The organism is Lachnoclostridium sp. An118 (assembly GCF_002160985.1).
Taxonomy (GTDB): Bacteria; Bacillota; Clostridia; order Lachnospirales; family Lachnospiraceae; genus Claveliimonas; species Claveliimonas stercoravium.
The window spans coordinates 36840-54304 of the sequence record NZ_NFLQ01000001.1; the positions used below are offsets into that span (position 1 = coordinate 36840).

Annotated in this window: 14 protein-coding genes; all 14 read left to right on the top strand. The window is 56.4% G+C overall.

Annotated elements, in window-relative coordinates:
* The first annotated feature begins 1 nt into the window (after position 1).
* The 14 genes from B5E62_RS00195 (at position 2) to B5E62_RS00260 (ending at position 17459) form a co-directional block, all read left to right on the top strand.
* Positions 2–721 (top strand): ABC transporter permease, encoded by a 720-nt coding sequence (locus tag B5E62_RS00195; protein WP_087172771.1) that lies wholly within the window; start codon positions 2–4, stop codon positions 719–721.
* Positions 722–915: 194 nt separating this feature from the next.
* On the top strand, positions 916–1686 hold the full coding sequence (gene rpsB, locus B5E62_RS00200) for a 30S ribosomal protein S2 (RefSeq protein WP_157888426.1): 771 nt from the start codon (positions 916–918) through the stop codon (positions 1684–1686).
* A 66-nt stretch (positions 1687–1752) separates the two neighbouring features.
* Positions 1753–2673 carry a translation elongation factor Ts gene (gene tsf, locus B5E62_RS00205; protein WP_087172772.1) on the top strand — a complete coding sequence of 307 codons (921 nt, stop codon included), beginning with the start codon at positions 1753–1755 and terminating at the stop codon, positions 2671–2673.
* A gap of 173 nt (positions 2674–2846) precedes the next feature.
* Positions 2847–5582: a DEAD/DEAH box helicase family protein gene (locus B5E62_RS00210; protein ID WP_087172773.1), complete on the top strand. Its 2736-nt coding sequence runs from the start codon at positions 2847–2849 to the stop codon at positions 5580–5582.
* A gap of 30 nt (positions 5583–5612) precedes the next feature.
* Complete coding sequence (locus B5E62_RS00215) at positions 5613–6299, top strand: response regulator transcription factor (protein ID WP_087172774.1); 687 nt, start codon at positions 5613–5615, stop codon at positions 6297–6299.
* Complete coding sequence (locus B5E62_RS00220) at positions 6296–7150, top strand: sensor histidine kinase (RefSeq protein WP_087172775.1); 855 nt, start codon at positions 6296–6298, stop codon at positions 7148–7150. The genes B5E62_RS00215 and B5E62_RS00220 overlap by 4 nt, the downstream gene beginning before the upstream one ends.
* Before the next feature lie 173 nt (positions 7151–7323).
* Positions 7324–8010 (top strand): ABC transporter ATP-binding protein, encoded by a 687-nt coding sequence (locus tag B5E62_RS00225; RefSeq protein WP_087172776.1) that lies wholly within the window; start codon positions 7324–7326, stop codon positions 8008–8010.
* A complete protein-coding gene (locus tag B5E62_RS00230) occupies positions 8003–10609 on the top strand; it encodes an ABC transporter permease (RefSeq protein WP_087172777.1) in 2607 nt (868 codons plus the stop codon). Before B5E62_RS00225 ends, B5E62_RS00230 begins: the two co-directional genes overlap by 8 nt.
* A gap of 81 nt (positions 10610–10690) precedes the next feature.
* Positions 10691–11353: a hypothetical protein gene (locus tag B5E62_RS00235; RefSeq protein WP_143468779.1), complete on the top strand. Its 663-nt coding sequence runs from the start codon at positions 10691–10693 to the stop codon at positions 11351–11353.
* A 32-nt stretch (positions 11354–11385) separates the two neighbouring features.
* Complete coding sequence (locus tag B5E62_RS00240; RefSeq protein WP_087172779.1) at positions 11386–12258, top strand: LysR family transcriptional regulator; 873 nt, start codon at positions 11386–11388, stop codon at positions 12256–12258.
* A gap of 165 nt (positions 12259–12423) precedes the next feature.
* A complete protein-coding gene (locus tag B5E62_RS00245) occupies positions 12424–13293 on the top strand; it encodes a YitT family protein (protein ID WP_087172780.1) in 870 nt (289 codons plus the stop codon).
* A 155-nt stretch (positions 13294–13448) separates the two neighbouring features.
* The gene (locus B5E62_RS00250; protein ID WP_087172781.1) at positions 13449–14843 is read left to right on the top strand and encodes a peptide MFS transporter; all 1395 of its coding nucleotides are present in this window, start codon (positions 13449–13451) and stop codon (positions 14841–14843) included.
* A gap of 73 nt (positions 14844–14916) precedes the next feature.
* Positions 14917–16143 carry a peptidase T gene (pepT, locus tag B5E62_RS00255; RefSeq protein ID WP_087172782.1) on the top strand — a complete coding sequence of 409 codons (1227 nt, stop codon included), beginning with the start codon at positions 14917–14919 and terminating at the stop codon, positions 16141–16143.
* A 2-nt stretch (positions 16144–16145) separates the two neighbouring features.
* Positions 16146–17459: a M18 family aminopeptidase gene (locus tag B5E62_RS00260; RefSeq protein WP_087172783.1), complete on the top strand. Its 1314-nt coding sequence runs from the start codon at positions 16146–16148 to the stop codon at positions 17457–17459.
* Positions 17460–17465 lie beyond the last annotated feature (6 nt).

Consider the following 17465-nt stretch of genomic DNA (forward strand, 5'->3'; position numbering starts at 1 on the left):
TATGAGCGGAAAGATTATTTTTACGTTACTGAAAAAGGACCTGAAGGGGTGCCTGACCAACAAGAATATCCTGGTGAGCTTTCTCATTCCCATCGTATTCTGTTTTATCTACCAGAACGTCTTCAGAGACCTGGGAGATGAGGCGGGGGATCATGTGCTCGGTATGTGCGCCGTATTTTCCATCGCCATCAGTCCCACCAGCATCCTGCCTGTGATGATCGCCGAGGAGAAGGAAAAATACACCCTCCGGTCCCTCATGATGGCCCGGGTGAGAGGGCAGGAGTTCCTGGCCTCCAAACTGCTGGTCTGCCTTCTGATGACGCTCCTGGACGCGGCGGCCGTGTTCTTCATCACAGGGGGCGATATGAAGGATTTCCCGGTCTACACAGGGGCTGTGCTGCTGGCTTCAGCGGGCCTGTGCTTCCTGGGGGCGCTGGCGGGACTTCTGGCCAGGGACCAGGCGTCGGCGGGGACCATCGGGGCGCCCCTCATGCTGCTGACCATGCTGCCTCCTCTTTTCGGGGGACTGAATGAGACGCTGGAGAAGGTGTCTGTAGCTGTGCCCACCACCTCCTTTCAGACGATCTACAATGGAGTGACTCAAGATCAGGAGCTGCTGGCAAAGAGCAATCTCATCGCCCTGGGCGTGTGCGCCCTGTGGATCGGGGCCGGGTATATCCTGTTCAACCTTTTCTATCAGAGAAAGGGCATTGACTGCTGATAAATCCTGCAAAAACAGCGGCACAAAATGAGGAGAAGTGCTTGCAACAGGGCAGGTTTTATGATAATATATGACCGTTGCAAAAAAACACGCATATGTCTGCCCGCACCGGTGCCTAAGCTTTTTTCAGGAAAAGACGGTCATGCGGGAAATGAAATGTGCGGAAGAAAGAAAACCAAATGGAGGAAAGAAACATGAGTGTTATTTCAATGAAGCAGCTTTTAGAAGCAGGTGTTCACTTTGGACATCAGACAAGAAGATGGAACCCTAAGATGGCTCCCTACATCTACACAGAGAGAAACGGTATCTACATCATCGACCTGCAGAAATCCGTTGGAAAAGTAGATGAGGCTTACCAGGCAGTATCTGATATCGCGGCAGAGGGCGGCACGATCCTGTTCGTAGGAACAAAGAAACAGGCTCAGGACGCTATCAAGACAGAGGCAGAGCGCTGCGGTATGTTCTATGTAAATGAGAGATGGCTCGGCGGAATGTTGACAAACTTCAAGACCATCAAGAGCCGTGTGGCACGTCTGAAAGAGATCGAGGCAATGGCTGAGGACGGAACATTTGATGTCCTTCCCAAGAAAGAAGTCATCAAGCTGAAAAAAGAGTGGGAGAAGCTGGAGAAGAACCTTGGCGGTATCAAAGAGATGAAGAGACTGCCGGATGCGATCTTCATCGTTGACCCGAAGAAGGAGAGGATCTGTGTGCAGGAGGCTCACACACTGGGAATCCCGCTGATCGGTATCGCTGACACAAACTGCGATCCTGAGGAGCTTGACTATGTGATCCCGGGAAATGACGACGCTATCCGCGCTGTAAAACTGATCGTTTCCAAGATGGCAGACGCTGTTGTTGAGGCGAACCAGGGCGCTGCTGAGTACAGTGAGGAAGAGTACGCAGAGGGCGAGGAAGCTTACGACGAGACAGCAGAGGAAGCTGAGGAGACAGTGGAGGCCTAAGCTCCGGAGAGAGGCGTACAGACCGGTAATTCGTATATATTCGTATATAATATGGAGGAAAGAGAAATGGCAGTAACAGCTAGTATGGTAAAAGAGCTGAGAGAGATGACAGGCGCAGGCATGATGGACTGCAAGAAGGCCCTCAGCGAGACAAACGGAGATATGGACGCAGCAATCGAGTACCTGAGAAAGAACGGCGAGGCAAAAGCTGTTAAGAAAGCCGGCAGGATCGCTGCAGAAGGTCTTGTTATGGCTGAAGTAAAAGATGATAAGACAGCCGCTATCGTAGAGGTTAACTCTGAGACTGACTTCGTTGCAAAGAACGCGGAGTTCCAGGGATTTGTTAAGGCAGTTACAGAGCAGGCTCTGGCGACAGAGGCAGCGGATATGGACGCTTTCATGGCAGAGCCCTGGATCGAGGACAGCTCCAAGAGTGTTCAAGACGCCCTGACAGAGAAGATTTCTGTCATCGGCGAGAAGCTGAGCATCAGAAGATTTGAGAAGATCGTTTCCGACGGATGCGTTGTGTCCTACATCCACGGCGGCGGACGTATTGGTGTCCTTGTAGAGGCAGCTACAGATGTGATCAACGATGAGATAAAGACATGTCTGAAGAACGTGGCTATGCAGGTTGCAGCTATGTCTCCGAAGTATGTGTCCAGGGATGAGGTTTCCCAGGAGTTCATGGACCATGAGAAGGAAATCCTGCTCGCACAGGCCAAGACAGAGAATCCGGATAAGCCGGACAACATCATCGAGAAGATGATCATCGGACGTCTCAACAAAGAGATGAAAGAGATCTGTCTGTTAGACCAGGTATACGTACAGGACAGCGATCTGACAGTTGCCAAGTATGTGGCAAAAGTTGCTAAAGAGAACGGTGCAAACATGACAGTTAAGAAGTTTGTACGTTTTGAGACAGGCGAAGGAATCGAGAAGAAGGTAGACGACTTCGCGGCAGAGGTTGCAGCTCAGGCCGGGATGTAATCCGAAAAGCAGCAAGACAGATAAACGCATTTTGCATTAGTACTGTGTAAAAGTTACGAAGCCCTGCAGATAGTGTGGATACACTGTCTGCAGGGCTTTTTTGCGAGTTTGGTCTGCGAGTTTTCCCTTTTCACAGCATTGCTATTTTCCGCCGGCAGATATAAAATGGACCTATGAGCGAAGAAACAGATGACCGTGAGGGGGAACAGGAGATGAAGGATTTATACGACAATGTGCTGCAGTTTAAGGGGAAATGGAGAGACTACCAGGATAGGGTCCTGCAGAACTCCCAGAAATATCTGGCGGACGGGAAGCTGCATATCGTGGCGGCACCCGGGTCCGGGAAGACGACCCTGGGCATTGAGCTGCTCCGGCGGTTGGGAGAGCCATGCCTGATCCTCTCCCCCAGCATCACCATCCGGCAGCAGTGGCTGGAGAGGATCATGGAAGGCTTTCTGCTGCCGGGGAGGGAGCCGGAGGAGCTTTTGTCCAATGACCTGAGACATATGAAGTGTATCACCGCCATTACCTACCAGGCCCTGTACAGCGCCATGAAGCATTACCAGGGGCAGTTAAGTGACGGCGACGATGAGTCGGAGGAGGATGAAAGGGAGTCCGAGGCAGTGGATTTCCGCGATTTTGACATTTTCGACGCAGTGAAGGCTGCGGGGATCAAGACCATCTGCCTGGATGAGGCGCATCACCTGAGGAGCGAGTGGTGGAAAGCCCTGGAAGCATTTATGAAAGAGCTGGCGGGAGTGACTGTCATTGCCCTTACAGCCACCCCTCCCTACGACAGCACGCCGGGGCAGTGGAAGCGGTACATCGACCTGTGCGGCTCCATTGACGAGGAAATCTTTACGCCGGAGCTGGTAAGAGAGGGAAGCCTGTGTCCCCACGAGGACTACATTTATTTCAACTGGCCCTCCAGGGAGGAGCTGGCTGAGATCGAGGCCTACCAGAAGAAAGAGAGGGAAATCTGGGAAAAGCTGCTGACGGGAAGCAGATTTACGGAAATGATCGCCACTCACAGGGGACTTAGAAACCCGGAGGAGTACAGCGAAAAATTTCTGGACGATCCCAAGTACTTTTCGGCCCTTCTGATCTTCTGCCAGGCCCAGGATATCCCCTTTCCCTCCTATCTGCGGGAGCTGATTGGCACAGAGGGAAAGCTGCCAAAGCTGACTCCCGAATGGCTGGACGCTCTGCTGCAGGGGTTCCTGTATGACGATGCGCAGTCCTACGAAGTGACGGAAGGGGAGAGGGAGGCGCTCCTGAAGGAACTGAAAGAGGCGGGCTGTGTGTACCGGAAGAAAGTCTCCCTCACCCACAGGGATGCCATGCAGAAAATCCTGGTCAAGAGCAGGGGAAAGATGGAGAGCATCAGAAGGATCGTGGAGGCGGAGCATCAGTCGCTTGGGGAAGAGCTGCGGCTTCTGATCCTGTGCGACTATATCAAGAAGGACAAGCTGCCCCTTGTAGGGACAGACCAGACACTGGCGGCCGAGATAGGAGCCGTGCCGATTTTCGAATATCTGAGGAGAGAGGCCGGGGAAGGGATCCGTCTGGGATGCCTGAGCGGCAGCGTGATACTGGTCCCTGTGGACACGAAAGAAAAGCTGGAGATCCTTTTGCAGGAGAAGGGCTGCCAGGGCACTCTGTCCCCTGTCCGGGACACCGGCTACGGCCAGCTTAAAGTGAAGGGGAAAAATACCCATGTGGTGGCGGTCATCACAGAGCTGTTCCGGCAGGGGCAGATCAATACACTGGTGGGGACCAAATCCCTCCTGGGGGAGGGGTGGGACGCCCCCTGCATCAACTCGCTTATCCTGGCTACCTATGTGGGCTCCTTCATGCTCAGCAACCAGATGCGGGGCCGCACCATCCGGACGGACCGGGATCACCCGGAGAAGACAGGCAATATCTGGCATCTTGCCTGTATCTTTCCGCAGAAATCCGGGAAGACAAAGCACCCGGACCTCTCCGGGGATTACGAGATGCTCAAAAGAAGATTTGAGTCATTTCTCGGCGTCTCATGGAAGGACAATGTGATAGAGAGCGGCATGGAGCGGCTTGCCATCCCGGAGTTTGACACAAAGGAGAAGATGGAGAAAGTCAACCAGATGATGCTGCGGCGGGCGGTGGACAGGGATGGCCTGAGAGCCCGGTGGCAGGAGTCGCTGCGGGAGATCCACGGCGGCATGGAAGTCCAGCAGGTGGAGACGGTCCCCAGGGAGGAAGAAAAGACCGGATTTCTCTTTTTCAATGCACTGTGGTATGAGATTTTCAGCGTGGTCCTGGCGGTGATGGCCGGGATGGGGCGCATGTTTGTGGAGGCGGCTTATGGAACCAGATCCGCTCTGGCGGCGGCCCTTGGCCTTCTGATGCTGGCCGCCTGCGTCCTGGTGGCCAGGTACGGGATCAGGCTGGCCCGCTTCAGCACGCCGGAGCGGCGGATGAGGCGGCTCAGCCAGGCGGTGGCCGACGCCCTGGCGGAGACCGGAGAGCTGGAAGACCCGCAGCACTGCCGGGCCCAGGTGGAGTCTGTGGAGGGCATGCTCATCGGGACATGGCTCAAGGGCGGCACCATGCGGGATAAAACCACCTTTGCGGCCTGCATGGAAGAGATCTGGGGCGTCATCGACAATCCCAGATACCTGCTGATGCGGGAGAAGAGAAGGGGGCGGGGGGAAGAATATTACAGCGTCCCGGAAATTTTCGGCAGACAGAAAGACCGGGCCCTGGTCTTTGAGAAGCATATGCGCAGGGTGCTGGGACGGTACCGGGTTGTCTACACCCGTACGCCGGAGGGCAGGAAGATCCTGCTTCGGGCCCGGACCAGGTCTTTTGTCAACAAAAATCAGAGCGCTCTGCAGGGCCGGAAAGTGGCAAAGGGAAAATACGAATGATTAGTAAGAAATCATGCAAGGAGAGGACAGATGTATAAAATCCTGATCGTGGAGGATGACAGAGGACTGAACCAGGGCATTACCCTGGCTCTTGAAAGGGAGGACACAGCTTTTTTGCGGGCTTTTACTGCCGGTGAGGCCAGGGAGATACTTGAGAGGGAGCAGGTGGACATGGCTCTGCTGGATGTGAACCTGCCGGACGGCAGCGGGTACGACCTTTTAAAAGAAATCCGCAGCCACTCGAAGATCCCGGTGCTCCTCATCACGGCCAATGACCTGGAGAGCGATGAGATCACCGGTTTCTCCATGGGGGCGGACGACTATATCACCAAGCCCTTCGGGCTTATGGCCCTGCGGGCCAGGGTGGACCGGATGCGGCTCCGCACAGGCGGTGAGCCGGAGAACAAAAAGGACGACTATGCGGACAGCAGGTACCATTTTCAGTTTGAGGAAATGCGGTTCTACGTGGACGGACAGGAGATCGTCTTAAGTAAGATCGAGCAGAAGCTCCTCCGGTTTTTCGTGCGGAACCCGGGGCAGACCCTTACAAGGGAGCGGCTGATGGACGTCCTCTGGGGCGCGGAGGCTGCATATGTGGAGGAAAATGCCCTCAGCGTGGCGGTGAACCGCCTGCGCCGCAAGCTGGAAGGCCGGGCCGGGTACAGGCCCATTGAGACAGTGTACGGACTGGGATATGTGTGGGAGAAGAGAGTATGAGGATACAGATCGGAGCCAGGCAGACCATGGAGCGGCTGGAGGAGATGCTGGATGGCGCCATGGACGGCACATTTGAGGAGGACCATTACGATGAGACGGAGCTGTCCCGCCTGGAGTCCAGGTGGAAACAGTATGTTGCCTCCACACAGAGAGCCCTGGAGGAGACGCGGCGGGAGCGGGAGGACATGAAGGCCCTTGTGTCCGACATTTCCCACCAGACAAAGACGCCCCTTGCCAACATCCTCCTCTACGGGGAGTTGCTGGAGGAGAAGGCGGCGGATGAGGAGGAGCGCAGGCTGGCACGGCAGATACTGGGGCAGACAAAGAAGCTGGAATTTCTCATCCAGGCCCTTGTAAAAATGTCCCGCCTGGAGTCCGGCATCCTGGAGATCCAGCCCGTGAAGCAGAGCCTTAAGCCCCTGCTGGAAGGGGTAGCGGAGACGTTTGGACCCGGGGCAGGGGAAAAGGACATGACCCTGGAGTGCGTCCTGCCTCCGGAGGAGGTCCTGTGCCGGTACGACAGAAAGTGGACCGGGGAGGCGCTGGGCAATGTGGTGGACAATGCCATCAAGTATTCTCCTGCCGGTTCCCGGGTGAGGATCCGTGTCCGGGAGTTTGAATTCTACGTCTGCATCCAGGTGGAAGACCAGGGACCGGGCATCCCGGAGGAGGAGAGGGCCCGGATCTTTGGCAGGTTCTGCCGGGGCGGGCAGGTGCAGCAGGAGGAGGGCGTGGGCATCGGCCTCTACCTGGCAAGACAGATCCTCGAGCGGCAGGACGGCTATATCAGGGTCACCTCCCGGGAGGGGGAGGGAAGCTGCTTTGGGCTTTATCTTCCCCGGAAAGATTAAATCTGTCAATTGTGTAAGATTTGGGAAAGAATGTGGAAAGATTGATGTTATATAGTGGTCTTATAGAAAAACGGTTCTATAGGGCCACTCCTTTATTGGGCGCCCGCAGATATGCTGCCGGCAGCGCAGAAGGTGCAGGGCCAGGCGGGACCGTCAGCGAGGAGGCAATGCATATGAGTATACTGAAGACCAGTCAACTGAAGAAATATTACGGCAGCGGGGACACCCTGGTGAAGGCGCTGGACGGGGTGGACCTGTCCGTGGAGCTGGGGGAGTTCGTGGCCATCGTGGGCACCTCCGGCAGCGGGAAATCCACCCTCCTGCACATGTTGGGAGGACTGGACCGGCCCACCTCGGGAAAAGTGTGGGTGGACGGCAGGGACATCTCCAGGCTGAAGGACGAGGAGCTGACCATCTTCCGGCGCAGGAAGATCGGGTTTGTGTTCCAGAGCTACAACCTGGTCCCGGTGCTGAACGTATACGAGAACATCGTGCTGCCGGTGGAGCTGGACGGAAACAGGCCGGACAAAGCGTTTGTGGAGGATATCGTCGATGTCCTGGGACTTGGGACCAAGAAGTTCAGCCTGCCCTCCCAGCTCTCCGGCGGGCAGCAGCAGAGGGTGGCCATCGCCCGGGCACTGGCGGCAAAGCCGGCCATCCTTTTGGCCGACGAGCCAACAGGCAACCTGGACTCCGTCACCAGCCAGGATGTGCTGAGCCTTCTGAAGGTCACCAGCAGCCGCTTCGGGCAGACGGTGGTGATGATCACCCACAACGAGGAGATCGCCCAGATGGCGGACCGCATCGTGCGCATCGAGGACGGGCGCATCCGGGGAAAAGGCGGTGAGGCAGATGCGTAAGGTGAAGAACAGGAAAGTCATAGGAAGGCTGGCGGACAGGAGCTTTAAGGCCAGCAGGACAAGGAACGTCATCGCATCGCTGGCCATCGCCCTGACCGCCATGCTCTTTACGGCCCTTTTCACCATCGGTCTGGGGACGGTGGAGAATTTCCAGCAGGCCACCATGCGCCAGTCAGGGGGTGACAGCCACGGCGTCATCAAGAACGTGACCATGGAGGAGTACGGGAAGCTGGCGGCCCATCCCCTGGTAAAGGAGAGCGCGGCCTGTGAGGTGCTCTCCGACGAGGTGCTGAACCCGGAGTTCCTGAAGCGGCATGTGGAGCTCTGGTATGTGCCGGAGTACCACTATCCCCACCGCTTTCTCACCATCAAGGAGGGGACGGCTCCCGAGAGGGCGGACGAGGTGCTGGTGGACGATATGACGCTTAAGCTCCTGGGACTGCCGGAGAAGACCGGGCAGCAGATCACCCTGTCCCTCCAGCTTGGACAGCTGGATCCTCTGGTGGAGGAGAGGACTTTTACCGTGACCGGCATCCTGAAGTCCGACCCGGCCCTGAACGTGGGCTTTGTCATCACCTCGGAGGCTTACCTGACAGAGCATGCCGGGGAGCTGGACGCCTTTCGGGATGAAAGCGGCAATGCTATCGGGAGCACCGGAAACATCCAGATGGATGTGAATTTTTCCAACTCCTGGGGCATCCAGGAGAAGCTGGACCGGGTCATCACAGAGAGCGGATACTCGGTGACCGAGGGGGATGAGGACTATCTGTCCAGCAACGCCAACTGGGCTTACATCTCCGACGGCGCCGGTGAGGATCCTCTGACGATCGCGGCCGCTGTGGGAGGACTTGGCATCATCCTGCTGACGGGATACCTCATTATCTACAATGTGTTCCAGATTTCTGTCATCCGGGATATCCGGTACTACGGGCTTTTGAAGACTGTGGGGACCACCGGCTCCCAGATCAGGAGGATCGTCAGGAGGCAGGCCTGGAGGCTGGCGGTGCTCGGCATCCCGGCGGGACTGGTGCTTGGATTTTTCATCGGGAAATGGATCGTGCCCCTTGTACTGGCAAGGAGCGCCTACGCGGGAGGGGAGGTGGAGGTATCCTTAAACCCCTTCATTTTCCTGGGGGCTGTCCTCTTTACCCTCGTTACGGTGGGAATTTCCACCAGGAAGCCAGCCCGGATCGCGGCCCGGGTGTCCCCTGTGGAGGCGGTGCGGTACACAGAAGGGGCGAAGGGCAGGAGGAAGGAGAAGCGCACCACCGACGGAGGGAAGCTCTGGCGGATGGCTCTGTCGGGTCTGGGGAGGAGCAAGCGCAAGACGGTGATCGTCATCCTGTCCCTGTCCCTCTCCGTGGTACTTCTCAACAGCATTTTCACAGTGACCAGCTCCTTTTCTATGGATAAATTCCTGAGCAGGTTTGTCACCTCGGATTTCCTCATCGCCAGCGCCAGGTACTTTAATTATGAATACTTCGGCATGGAGGAGGGGATCGAGGAGGAGAACCTGACCGAGTCCTTCATAGAGGCCTGCCAGGAGCAGGATGGCTTTGAGAGGGGCGGGCGCATCTACATGACGGCGGAGCTTTCTCTGGAGGCGTCCACCTACAGGCCGACGGAACATATGATGACAGATGAGAACGGGGATCTCTACTACATGATAGGCAGCAGCAAGCAGCCCTGCTGGCAGGATGAGAACGGAAATTATATGGCGTCAGTATACGGGATGGAGGACTATCCCCTGGAGAAGGTAGAGCCTGTGGAGGGGGAGATGGACCTGGACGCTATCAGGGAAAAGCTGGCCACAGGGAAGTATGTGCTGGGTCAGGTGGACACGGACGACAACGGGAATGTGGAGGAGGACCAGATACGCTATCACGCCGGGGACGCCATCACTCTTGTCGCGCCGGACGGGCAGAGGAGACAGTTTGAGATCCTCTCTCTTGTGAAGGAGAATTACTACGGGCTGACTACCAGAAAGGGGGAAGCTTTTTCCTTCTACACTGCGGCGGATGTGTTTAAGGAAATGGCCTCGCCGGAGTGTCTCATGAGCTACCTGTTTGACGTGGAGGACGACAGGGAGGATGACTTTGCCACATTTATTGATACCTACACGACTTCTCAGGAGCCTCTGATGAACTATGAGTCCAGGCAGAGATATACCAACGAGTTCTCCGGCATGACCGGACTCATCACTCTTGTGGGAGGTGTTTTAACCACTGTGGTGGGCGTCATCGGCATCCTGAACTTTGTCAACTCCATCCTCACCGGCATTGTCACCAGGAAGCGGGAGCTGGCCATGATGGAGGCCATCGGTATGACGAGGCGGCAGCTGGCGCGGATGCTCATGCTGGAGGGAGTATGCTACGCCGGGTTTACCATCCTTGCCTCCCTGGCAGCGGGCTGTATCCTGTCCCTGACCCTTGTGCGGGCTCTGTCGGAGGGACTGTGGTTCATGGACTACCATTTTGTCATATGGCCCATGCTGCTGGTGTTCCCGGTACTGCTCCTTTTGGGCGTCGTCGTGCCATATCTTGCCTGGCTTCCCCAGAGAAAGGAGAGCGTGGTCAGCGTCATCAGCCGGGAGGCGTAGACGGGATCTTTTTTAAGTGTTGAAAAATCTTTCCGAAAGTTCTATGATAGAGAAAGACAATGTGCAGCAGACTCTGACAGGATGAAGAGAGGAGAACGGGAAATGGGCTTTTGGAAGAAGATGGCAGATGAGCTCAAAGAGGGGTTCGACATCGGCAAAAGGATTGTGCAGATTAATAATAAGATGCAGAAAGCCGGGACCACGGCCGTCCTGACGGACGAGGAGAGACAGTTTTATCTCGCCAACGAGAAGATGTCCCCGGAGGAGTACCTGGCAAAATATCAGGAAAAGCAGGCGCGCATAGCGGAAAAGCAGAGGATCAGCGCACTGAAACAACAGGAGACCCAGTACCACATCGGGGGCCTGAACTTCAGAAGAGGAGGAAACGGGCTCTACTACTTCGGGGACGCATTTGTGGAGAACGCCGCCTGCTGGGCCCTGGTCAGCTTTATATGGGGAGGCCCGCATTATGAGACGTTCACAACGACGACGGGCACGACCCGCCCCAAGGGAAAACTGACAGGCGCTATCATCGGCGGGGCCGTCGCTGGCTTTGACGGCGCTTTTGTGGGGGCGCTGAACGGGACCCACAGGCACACAGACCTGAAGACGACAGTGCAGCAGGTGGAGAAGGACACGGTGGCCTACCTTGTGTTTGAGTCTGTGCGCACGGGAGAGCGGGTGCAGAAGCAGATCCGCTGCAACACGAAGATCGCAGGTCAGGTGGGAAAACTGATGGGGTAGATGTCCCGCGACGCAAGTAGGAGGGCCGCCAGGTGAGCAGCATATGGAAGTACAAATATTTTGTGGATGTGATCGAGAGCAAGAGCTTTACAAAAGCCGGAAATATGAACTATGTCTCGCAGACCGCCATCAGCCAGAACATCTCCTCCCTGGAGAAGATGGCGGGCGGGAAGCTGGTCAACAGGGGCAAGGGGGAGATAACGCCCACTGAGCTGGGGAGAATCGTGTACCGCAGAGCCAAGGAGATGCTGGCGGTGGAGGACATGATGATGAAGGAGATCGAGCAGCTCCGCAGCCGGGAGGTCACCTATGTGGGAATCGACAGCGCCATCAACAAGAAGATGTGGATGACCTATGAGCAGATATACGACCCCTTCTTTCTCCGGGCCGGAGAGAAGATGGAGTGCTACAAGATTGACAGCAAGATCGGGGCCAGGATGATGAAAAAGCGTGAGCTGGACATATTCATCGGGTATGACGACAATGAGCTCCTTGGAGAGCCGGGCATAGAAAATCAGTACCTGACAAGCTCCAGACTGGGCGTGTATGTGGGAAAGAACACGTCCATCCCATATGGGGCCCTCAGACTGGAGGATCTCAAGGGACACAGGTGCTATGCGGCTCCCCACTACAGCTGCAGCGTGCAGAGGGAGGCCTGCAGGCGCCTGGAGGGAGACTGTGATTTCATCGAAGTGAGGAACGTGGAGACCATGAAGCTGAAGGTGGAGTTCAACGATGCCTTCGCCTTTGTGGACAGCCGCTATTTCTACTGTAACGACGGCGAGATCCGGAGCCTCACGGACTATGAGAAGGACTGTGAGATACGGATGTACTATCCCACCAACTGTGACAAGAAGAATGTGCACAGGTTCATGAAGATGCTAAAAGAGAAGATGGAGAGCTGAACAGACAGGCGCAGAGCAAAGAGACAAAGATACGGCATGTCCCGGGAGGGGCATGCCATAATTTTTTCTTATCCTTCCACGATTATTTCTCGTTTGTTGCCCCCGGACCATTTGGGATAAAATAAAAGCAGACGACAAATACTGAGAAAAAAGGGGAAAGCTGCTATGGAGAATGATCTGAAGAAAGCTGCCGGCACTGTTGGGGCTGTGCTGGCAGGGAATGTGGTCCTGGCCTTCACGGTCACGGCCTTTATCGTACCCCAGGGCATCATCATGGGAGGCGCCACCGGCGTGGGGCTGACTATCGGTCACTATGTGCCCCTGCCCCTGTCTGTCATCGTGCTGGCGGTGAACCTGGCCCTCTTTGTTCTGGGAGCCGGGACCCTGGGAAAGAAATTTGCTCTCACCACTCTTGTCAGCACTTTCGCTTACCCGGCCATCCTCTCGGTGGTGCAGAGGATCCCGGCCATCGGCGCCCTGACGGACAACCGGATGCTGGCGGCCCTGTACGGGGGCGCACTGCTGGGGATCGGCGTGGGCGTCATCGTCCGGGTGGGGGCCTCCACAGGAGGGACGGATATCCTGGCTCTGGTGCTCCATAAATACACCCACATCCCGGTGGCCGTGCTCATCTACGGGGTGGACTTTGCCGTGCTGGGCTGTCAGCTCTCCTTCTCCGACACGGAGCAGGTGCTCTACGGTATCCTCACCCTGGTGACAGAGACGCTGGTGCTCAACCGGGTAATGGTCATGGGGGCGTCGCAGATGCAGCTCTTTGTCATATCAGAGGCCTACGAGGAGATACGCCAGAAGCTCATCGGAAGCCTGGATGCAGGCGTGACCATGGTACACATCGAGAACGGATACGGAAAGACCCAGAGCAGGGGTGTCCTGTGCATCGTGCCGGACCGGAAGCTCTTCCAGGCTAAGGAGCTGATCCAGGGGACGGACCCGGGGGCCTTTATCACCATCTCCAAGATCAATGAGGTCCGGGGGCGGGGCTTTACGCTGGAGCGCCGCTACAGAAAGGCATAACTTTTCCTTATCAGTGCATTTGTTTTTCTCGTTTGTCTTCGGCCTTCTGACGCTATACAATTTTAATCATAAGATATTTTGCCAGGCGCACGGACCGGTTTATGCAGCTTACCGCCGTGCAGATGAAACAAGACTGATTTGGAGGAAACAAAAAAATGGGAGAAAGTACAACAACAGTAAAGAAGAAACACCCCTGGGGCTTCTATGTCTGCAATCTGACATTCACGTTTGAGAGACTGGCCTACTACGGGGCAAAACCGATCCTGCTGCTCTTCCTCATCACAGCTCTGGGAGAGGGCGGACTGGGGATTGACAATGCGCAGGCGACGGTTATTGCGGCCAACCTGACGGCCTACACCTACCTGGCGCCGATCATCGGCGGCTACATCAGCGACCGCTGGCTGGGAGCCAGATACGCCATTCCCTTAGGAAGCGTGATCATGGCCGTCGGCTACCTCATTGGCTGGAAGGCCACAAGCGCCGCCATGGTGAACCTGATGGTGATCGTCATCTCTATCGGGACCGGATTTTTCAAGGGCAACCTGTCCGCCATCCAGGGGCGTATGTACGACGACAAGAGCATGCTGGACTCTGCCTTCTCGATCCAGTACTCCTTTGTAAACATCGGCTCCTTTGTGGGGTCCGTGGCGACCGGCTATCTGTATCTGAATACTTTTAAAAACGGCGACGTGCTGGGCTTCAGGCAGTGTTTCTTCTTAAGCGCCGTGTTCTGCCTGATCTCCGCTGTGTGGTTCGTGGCCAACTGGAAGTCCCTGCAGGGCCAGGGTAAAAAGCCCTTCAAGTACTTAACAGACACCCAGGGCAACATCATCGGTGAGGACAGCAAGAAGGACAAGAAGAACGAGAAATCCACCGAGCCTCTGACCCGCGCTGAGAAGAGACGTATGTGGGCCATCATCCTTGTGTCCGCCTTCTCCGTCATCTTCTGGCTGTTCTACTACCAGAACGAGCTGGCCCTTACGATCTACATGACCGAGTATGTGGACATGCACCTCTTAGGCATCGAGATCGCACCTGGCTGGATCAATACATCCCTCAACGGCCTTCTGTGTGTGGCTCTTGGCGGCGTGATGGCGGCTGTGTGGAGAAAGCTCTCTGAGAGACCCCAGGGTGACCTGAACATGTTCCAGAAGATCGGCCTTAGCTTCCTCTTCCTGGGATGTGCCTTCGGTGTTATCGTGCTGGCAGAGTTCACCCGCGGTGTCGGCTCTTCAGGGGACAACAAGGTAAGCGTTCTCTGGATGGTAGGATTCGTATTCCTCCTCACCATCGGCGAGATGTGCTTCTCACCGCTGCGCAACGCCTTTGTCAGCAAGTATGCGCCGAAGAAGTACCTGTCACTGCTCATGGGCGTGATCACGGTCGCCACCTTCTGCGCATCCAAGCTGAGCCCGTATGTGCAGGTGATCATCGAGAATATGAACATCTTCCCCGTCCTCGTGGCGATTCTTGTCCTCCTTCTTCTCTGCGCGGCATTTATGTTCGCGACAGACAAGAAGCTGAACAAGCTGGTGGAGGATGAAGACTGATAAAATGAGCATAAATGTCAGGGACCCGCAGAGATGCAGGTTCCTGGCATTTCAAGAATAGGAGGTAAAAATGATGAAGGCTTATGAGAGATTTTTAAAGTATGTGAGCGTCTGGACGACAAGCGACGAGACGAGCGAGACTGTGCCGTCCACCAAGAGACAGTTTGACCTGGGCAGGCTCCTTGCGCAGGAGCTGAAGGACATGGGAGTTGAGAAGGTGGAACTCAACGATATGTGTTACCTCTATGCGGAGATCCCGGCCACTCCGGGCTGTGAGGAGAAGCCGGCCATCGGCCTTGTCGCCCACATGGACACGGCGATGGACTTTCCGGGACATGACATCCATCCCCAGATCATTGCGGACTATGACGGTGAGGATGTGAAACTGGGCGAGAGTGGAAGAGTGCTCTCCGTCAAAGAGTTCCCCCACCTGAAGGACATGAAGGGGCGCACCCTCATCACAACAGACGGTACGACTCTCCTGGGGGCGGACGACAAGGCCGGCATCGCCGAGATATTGACCGCTGTGGACGAGGTCCTGAAGGAAGGCATGCCCCACGGGAAGATCTGCATCGGCTTTACCCCGGACGAGGAGATCGCGCGGGGAGCGAAGAACTTTGACGTGGAGCGCTTCGGCGCCGATTATGCCTACACCCTGGACGGGGATATCGAGGGCGAGATACAGTTCGAGAACTTCAATGCCTCCACAGCCTACTTTACGATCCACGGTGTGAACGTGCACACGGGCAGCGCCAAGGGCATCCTGGTGAACTCCCAGCTCATCGGCATGGAGATCCAGTCCATGCTGCCGGACGAGCGGCCGGAGACGACGGAAGGGTACGAGGGCTTCTTCCACCTGATGGCCTTTAACGGCAATACAGAGAAGACCCAGATGCGCTATTTTGTCCGGGACCACAGCAAGGAGAAATTTGCGGAGAGGCACGAGACGCTGCGCCGTATCCAGAAGGCTATGAACGACAAGTATGGTGAGGGTACCGTGGAGCTTGAGATCGCAGAGTCCTACTACAACATGCGGGAGAAGATCGAGCCCTGCATGCATCTTGTGGAGACTGCGAAGAAGGCTATCACAGACGCGGGGCTGACGCCGGACGTATCTCCGGTGCGTGGCGGCACGGACGGGGCAAGGCTCAGCTTCAAGGGCCTGCCCTGCCCCAATCTTGGGACAGGCGGTTCCGCTTTCCACGGTCCCTATGAGCACATTACCGTGGAGGGTATGGATCTTGTCGTCGGCATCGTGAAGGATATCCTGAAGAGCTATGCTGCGTATGAGGAGAAATAGAGATGGAACATTATGAGGAGGATGTAAGAGGGCTGGTCCGCTTCCTGGCGGACAGCCCCACTGCCTTCCACGCAGTGGAGGGATTCGCCCGCATGCTGGAGGAGCGCGGATACCGGGAGCTTCCGGAGCGGGAACACTGGGATATCCGGCCGGGCGGAAACTACTATACGGTGCGGAATGGATCCAGCATTGCCGCCTTCCAGGTCGGCTCCACACTGGAGGATTATAGTTTTAAAGTGGCGGCGTCCCACAGCGACTCTCCCACCTTCAAGCTGAAGGAGAAAGCGGAGCTGGAGGTGCGGGGCCATTACACGCAGCTCAACACAGAAGGATACGGGAGCATCCTTTGCTCTACCTGGATGGACCGGCCCCTCTCTGTGGCGGGCAGGGCCATTGTCAGGAAGGACGGCGGATTCAGGGAGCGGCTGGTCCGGATCGACAGGGACATGGTGCTGATTCCAAGTGTGGCGATCCACATGGACCGGAATGTGAACGAGAAGAGCGCCTTCAACAAGCAGGTGGATATGCTCCCCCTGTTTGCGGGAGGCGCGGATGATGTGCAGGGAGCTGTGAGGAGGATCGCGGCGGAGGAGCTTGGGGTCAGGGAGGAGGAGATTTTTGGCATGGATCTCTATCTCTACAACCGCATGCAGCCATCCGTCTGGGGAAAGGATGGGGAGTTCTTGTCAGCACCGCGCCTGGACGACCTGCAGTGCGCCTACACCTCCTTCGCCGGCTTCCTGAGAGGTGCCGACGACAGGGCTGTGAATGTCTTCGCCTGCTTTGACAACGAGGAAGTAGGATCCAACACAAAGCAGGGGGCCGGCTCCACCTTCCTTAAGGACGTTCTGGAGAGGATCAACGAAGGACTTGGAAAGACGCGGGAGGAACTGCGCCGCGCGCTGGCCTCCAGCTTCCTGGTCAGCTGCGACAACGCCCACGCTGTACACCCGAATCATCCGGAGAAGACAGATCAGAGCAACTGCGTCTACATGAACGAGGGGATCGTTATCAAGTCCCACGCGGGACAGCAGTATACCAGCGATGCCTTCAGTATTGCCGTGTGGAGAGGCGTCTGTGAAAGGGCGGGCGTGCCGGTCCAGTTTTTTGCCAATCGATCCGATATGCGGGGCGGCAGTACCCTGGGCAATATCGCCATGTCCCAGGTGTCTATGAACGCCGTGGACATCGGACTTGCGCAGCTTGCCATGCACTCGTCCTACGAGACGGCGGGCGTGCGGGACAGCGAATATATGATCCGGGCTGTCAAGGCATTCTTCGACAGCGGGATCTGTGAATACACCCTCGGCCGATAGGGACAA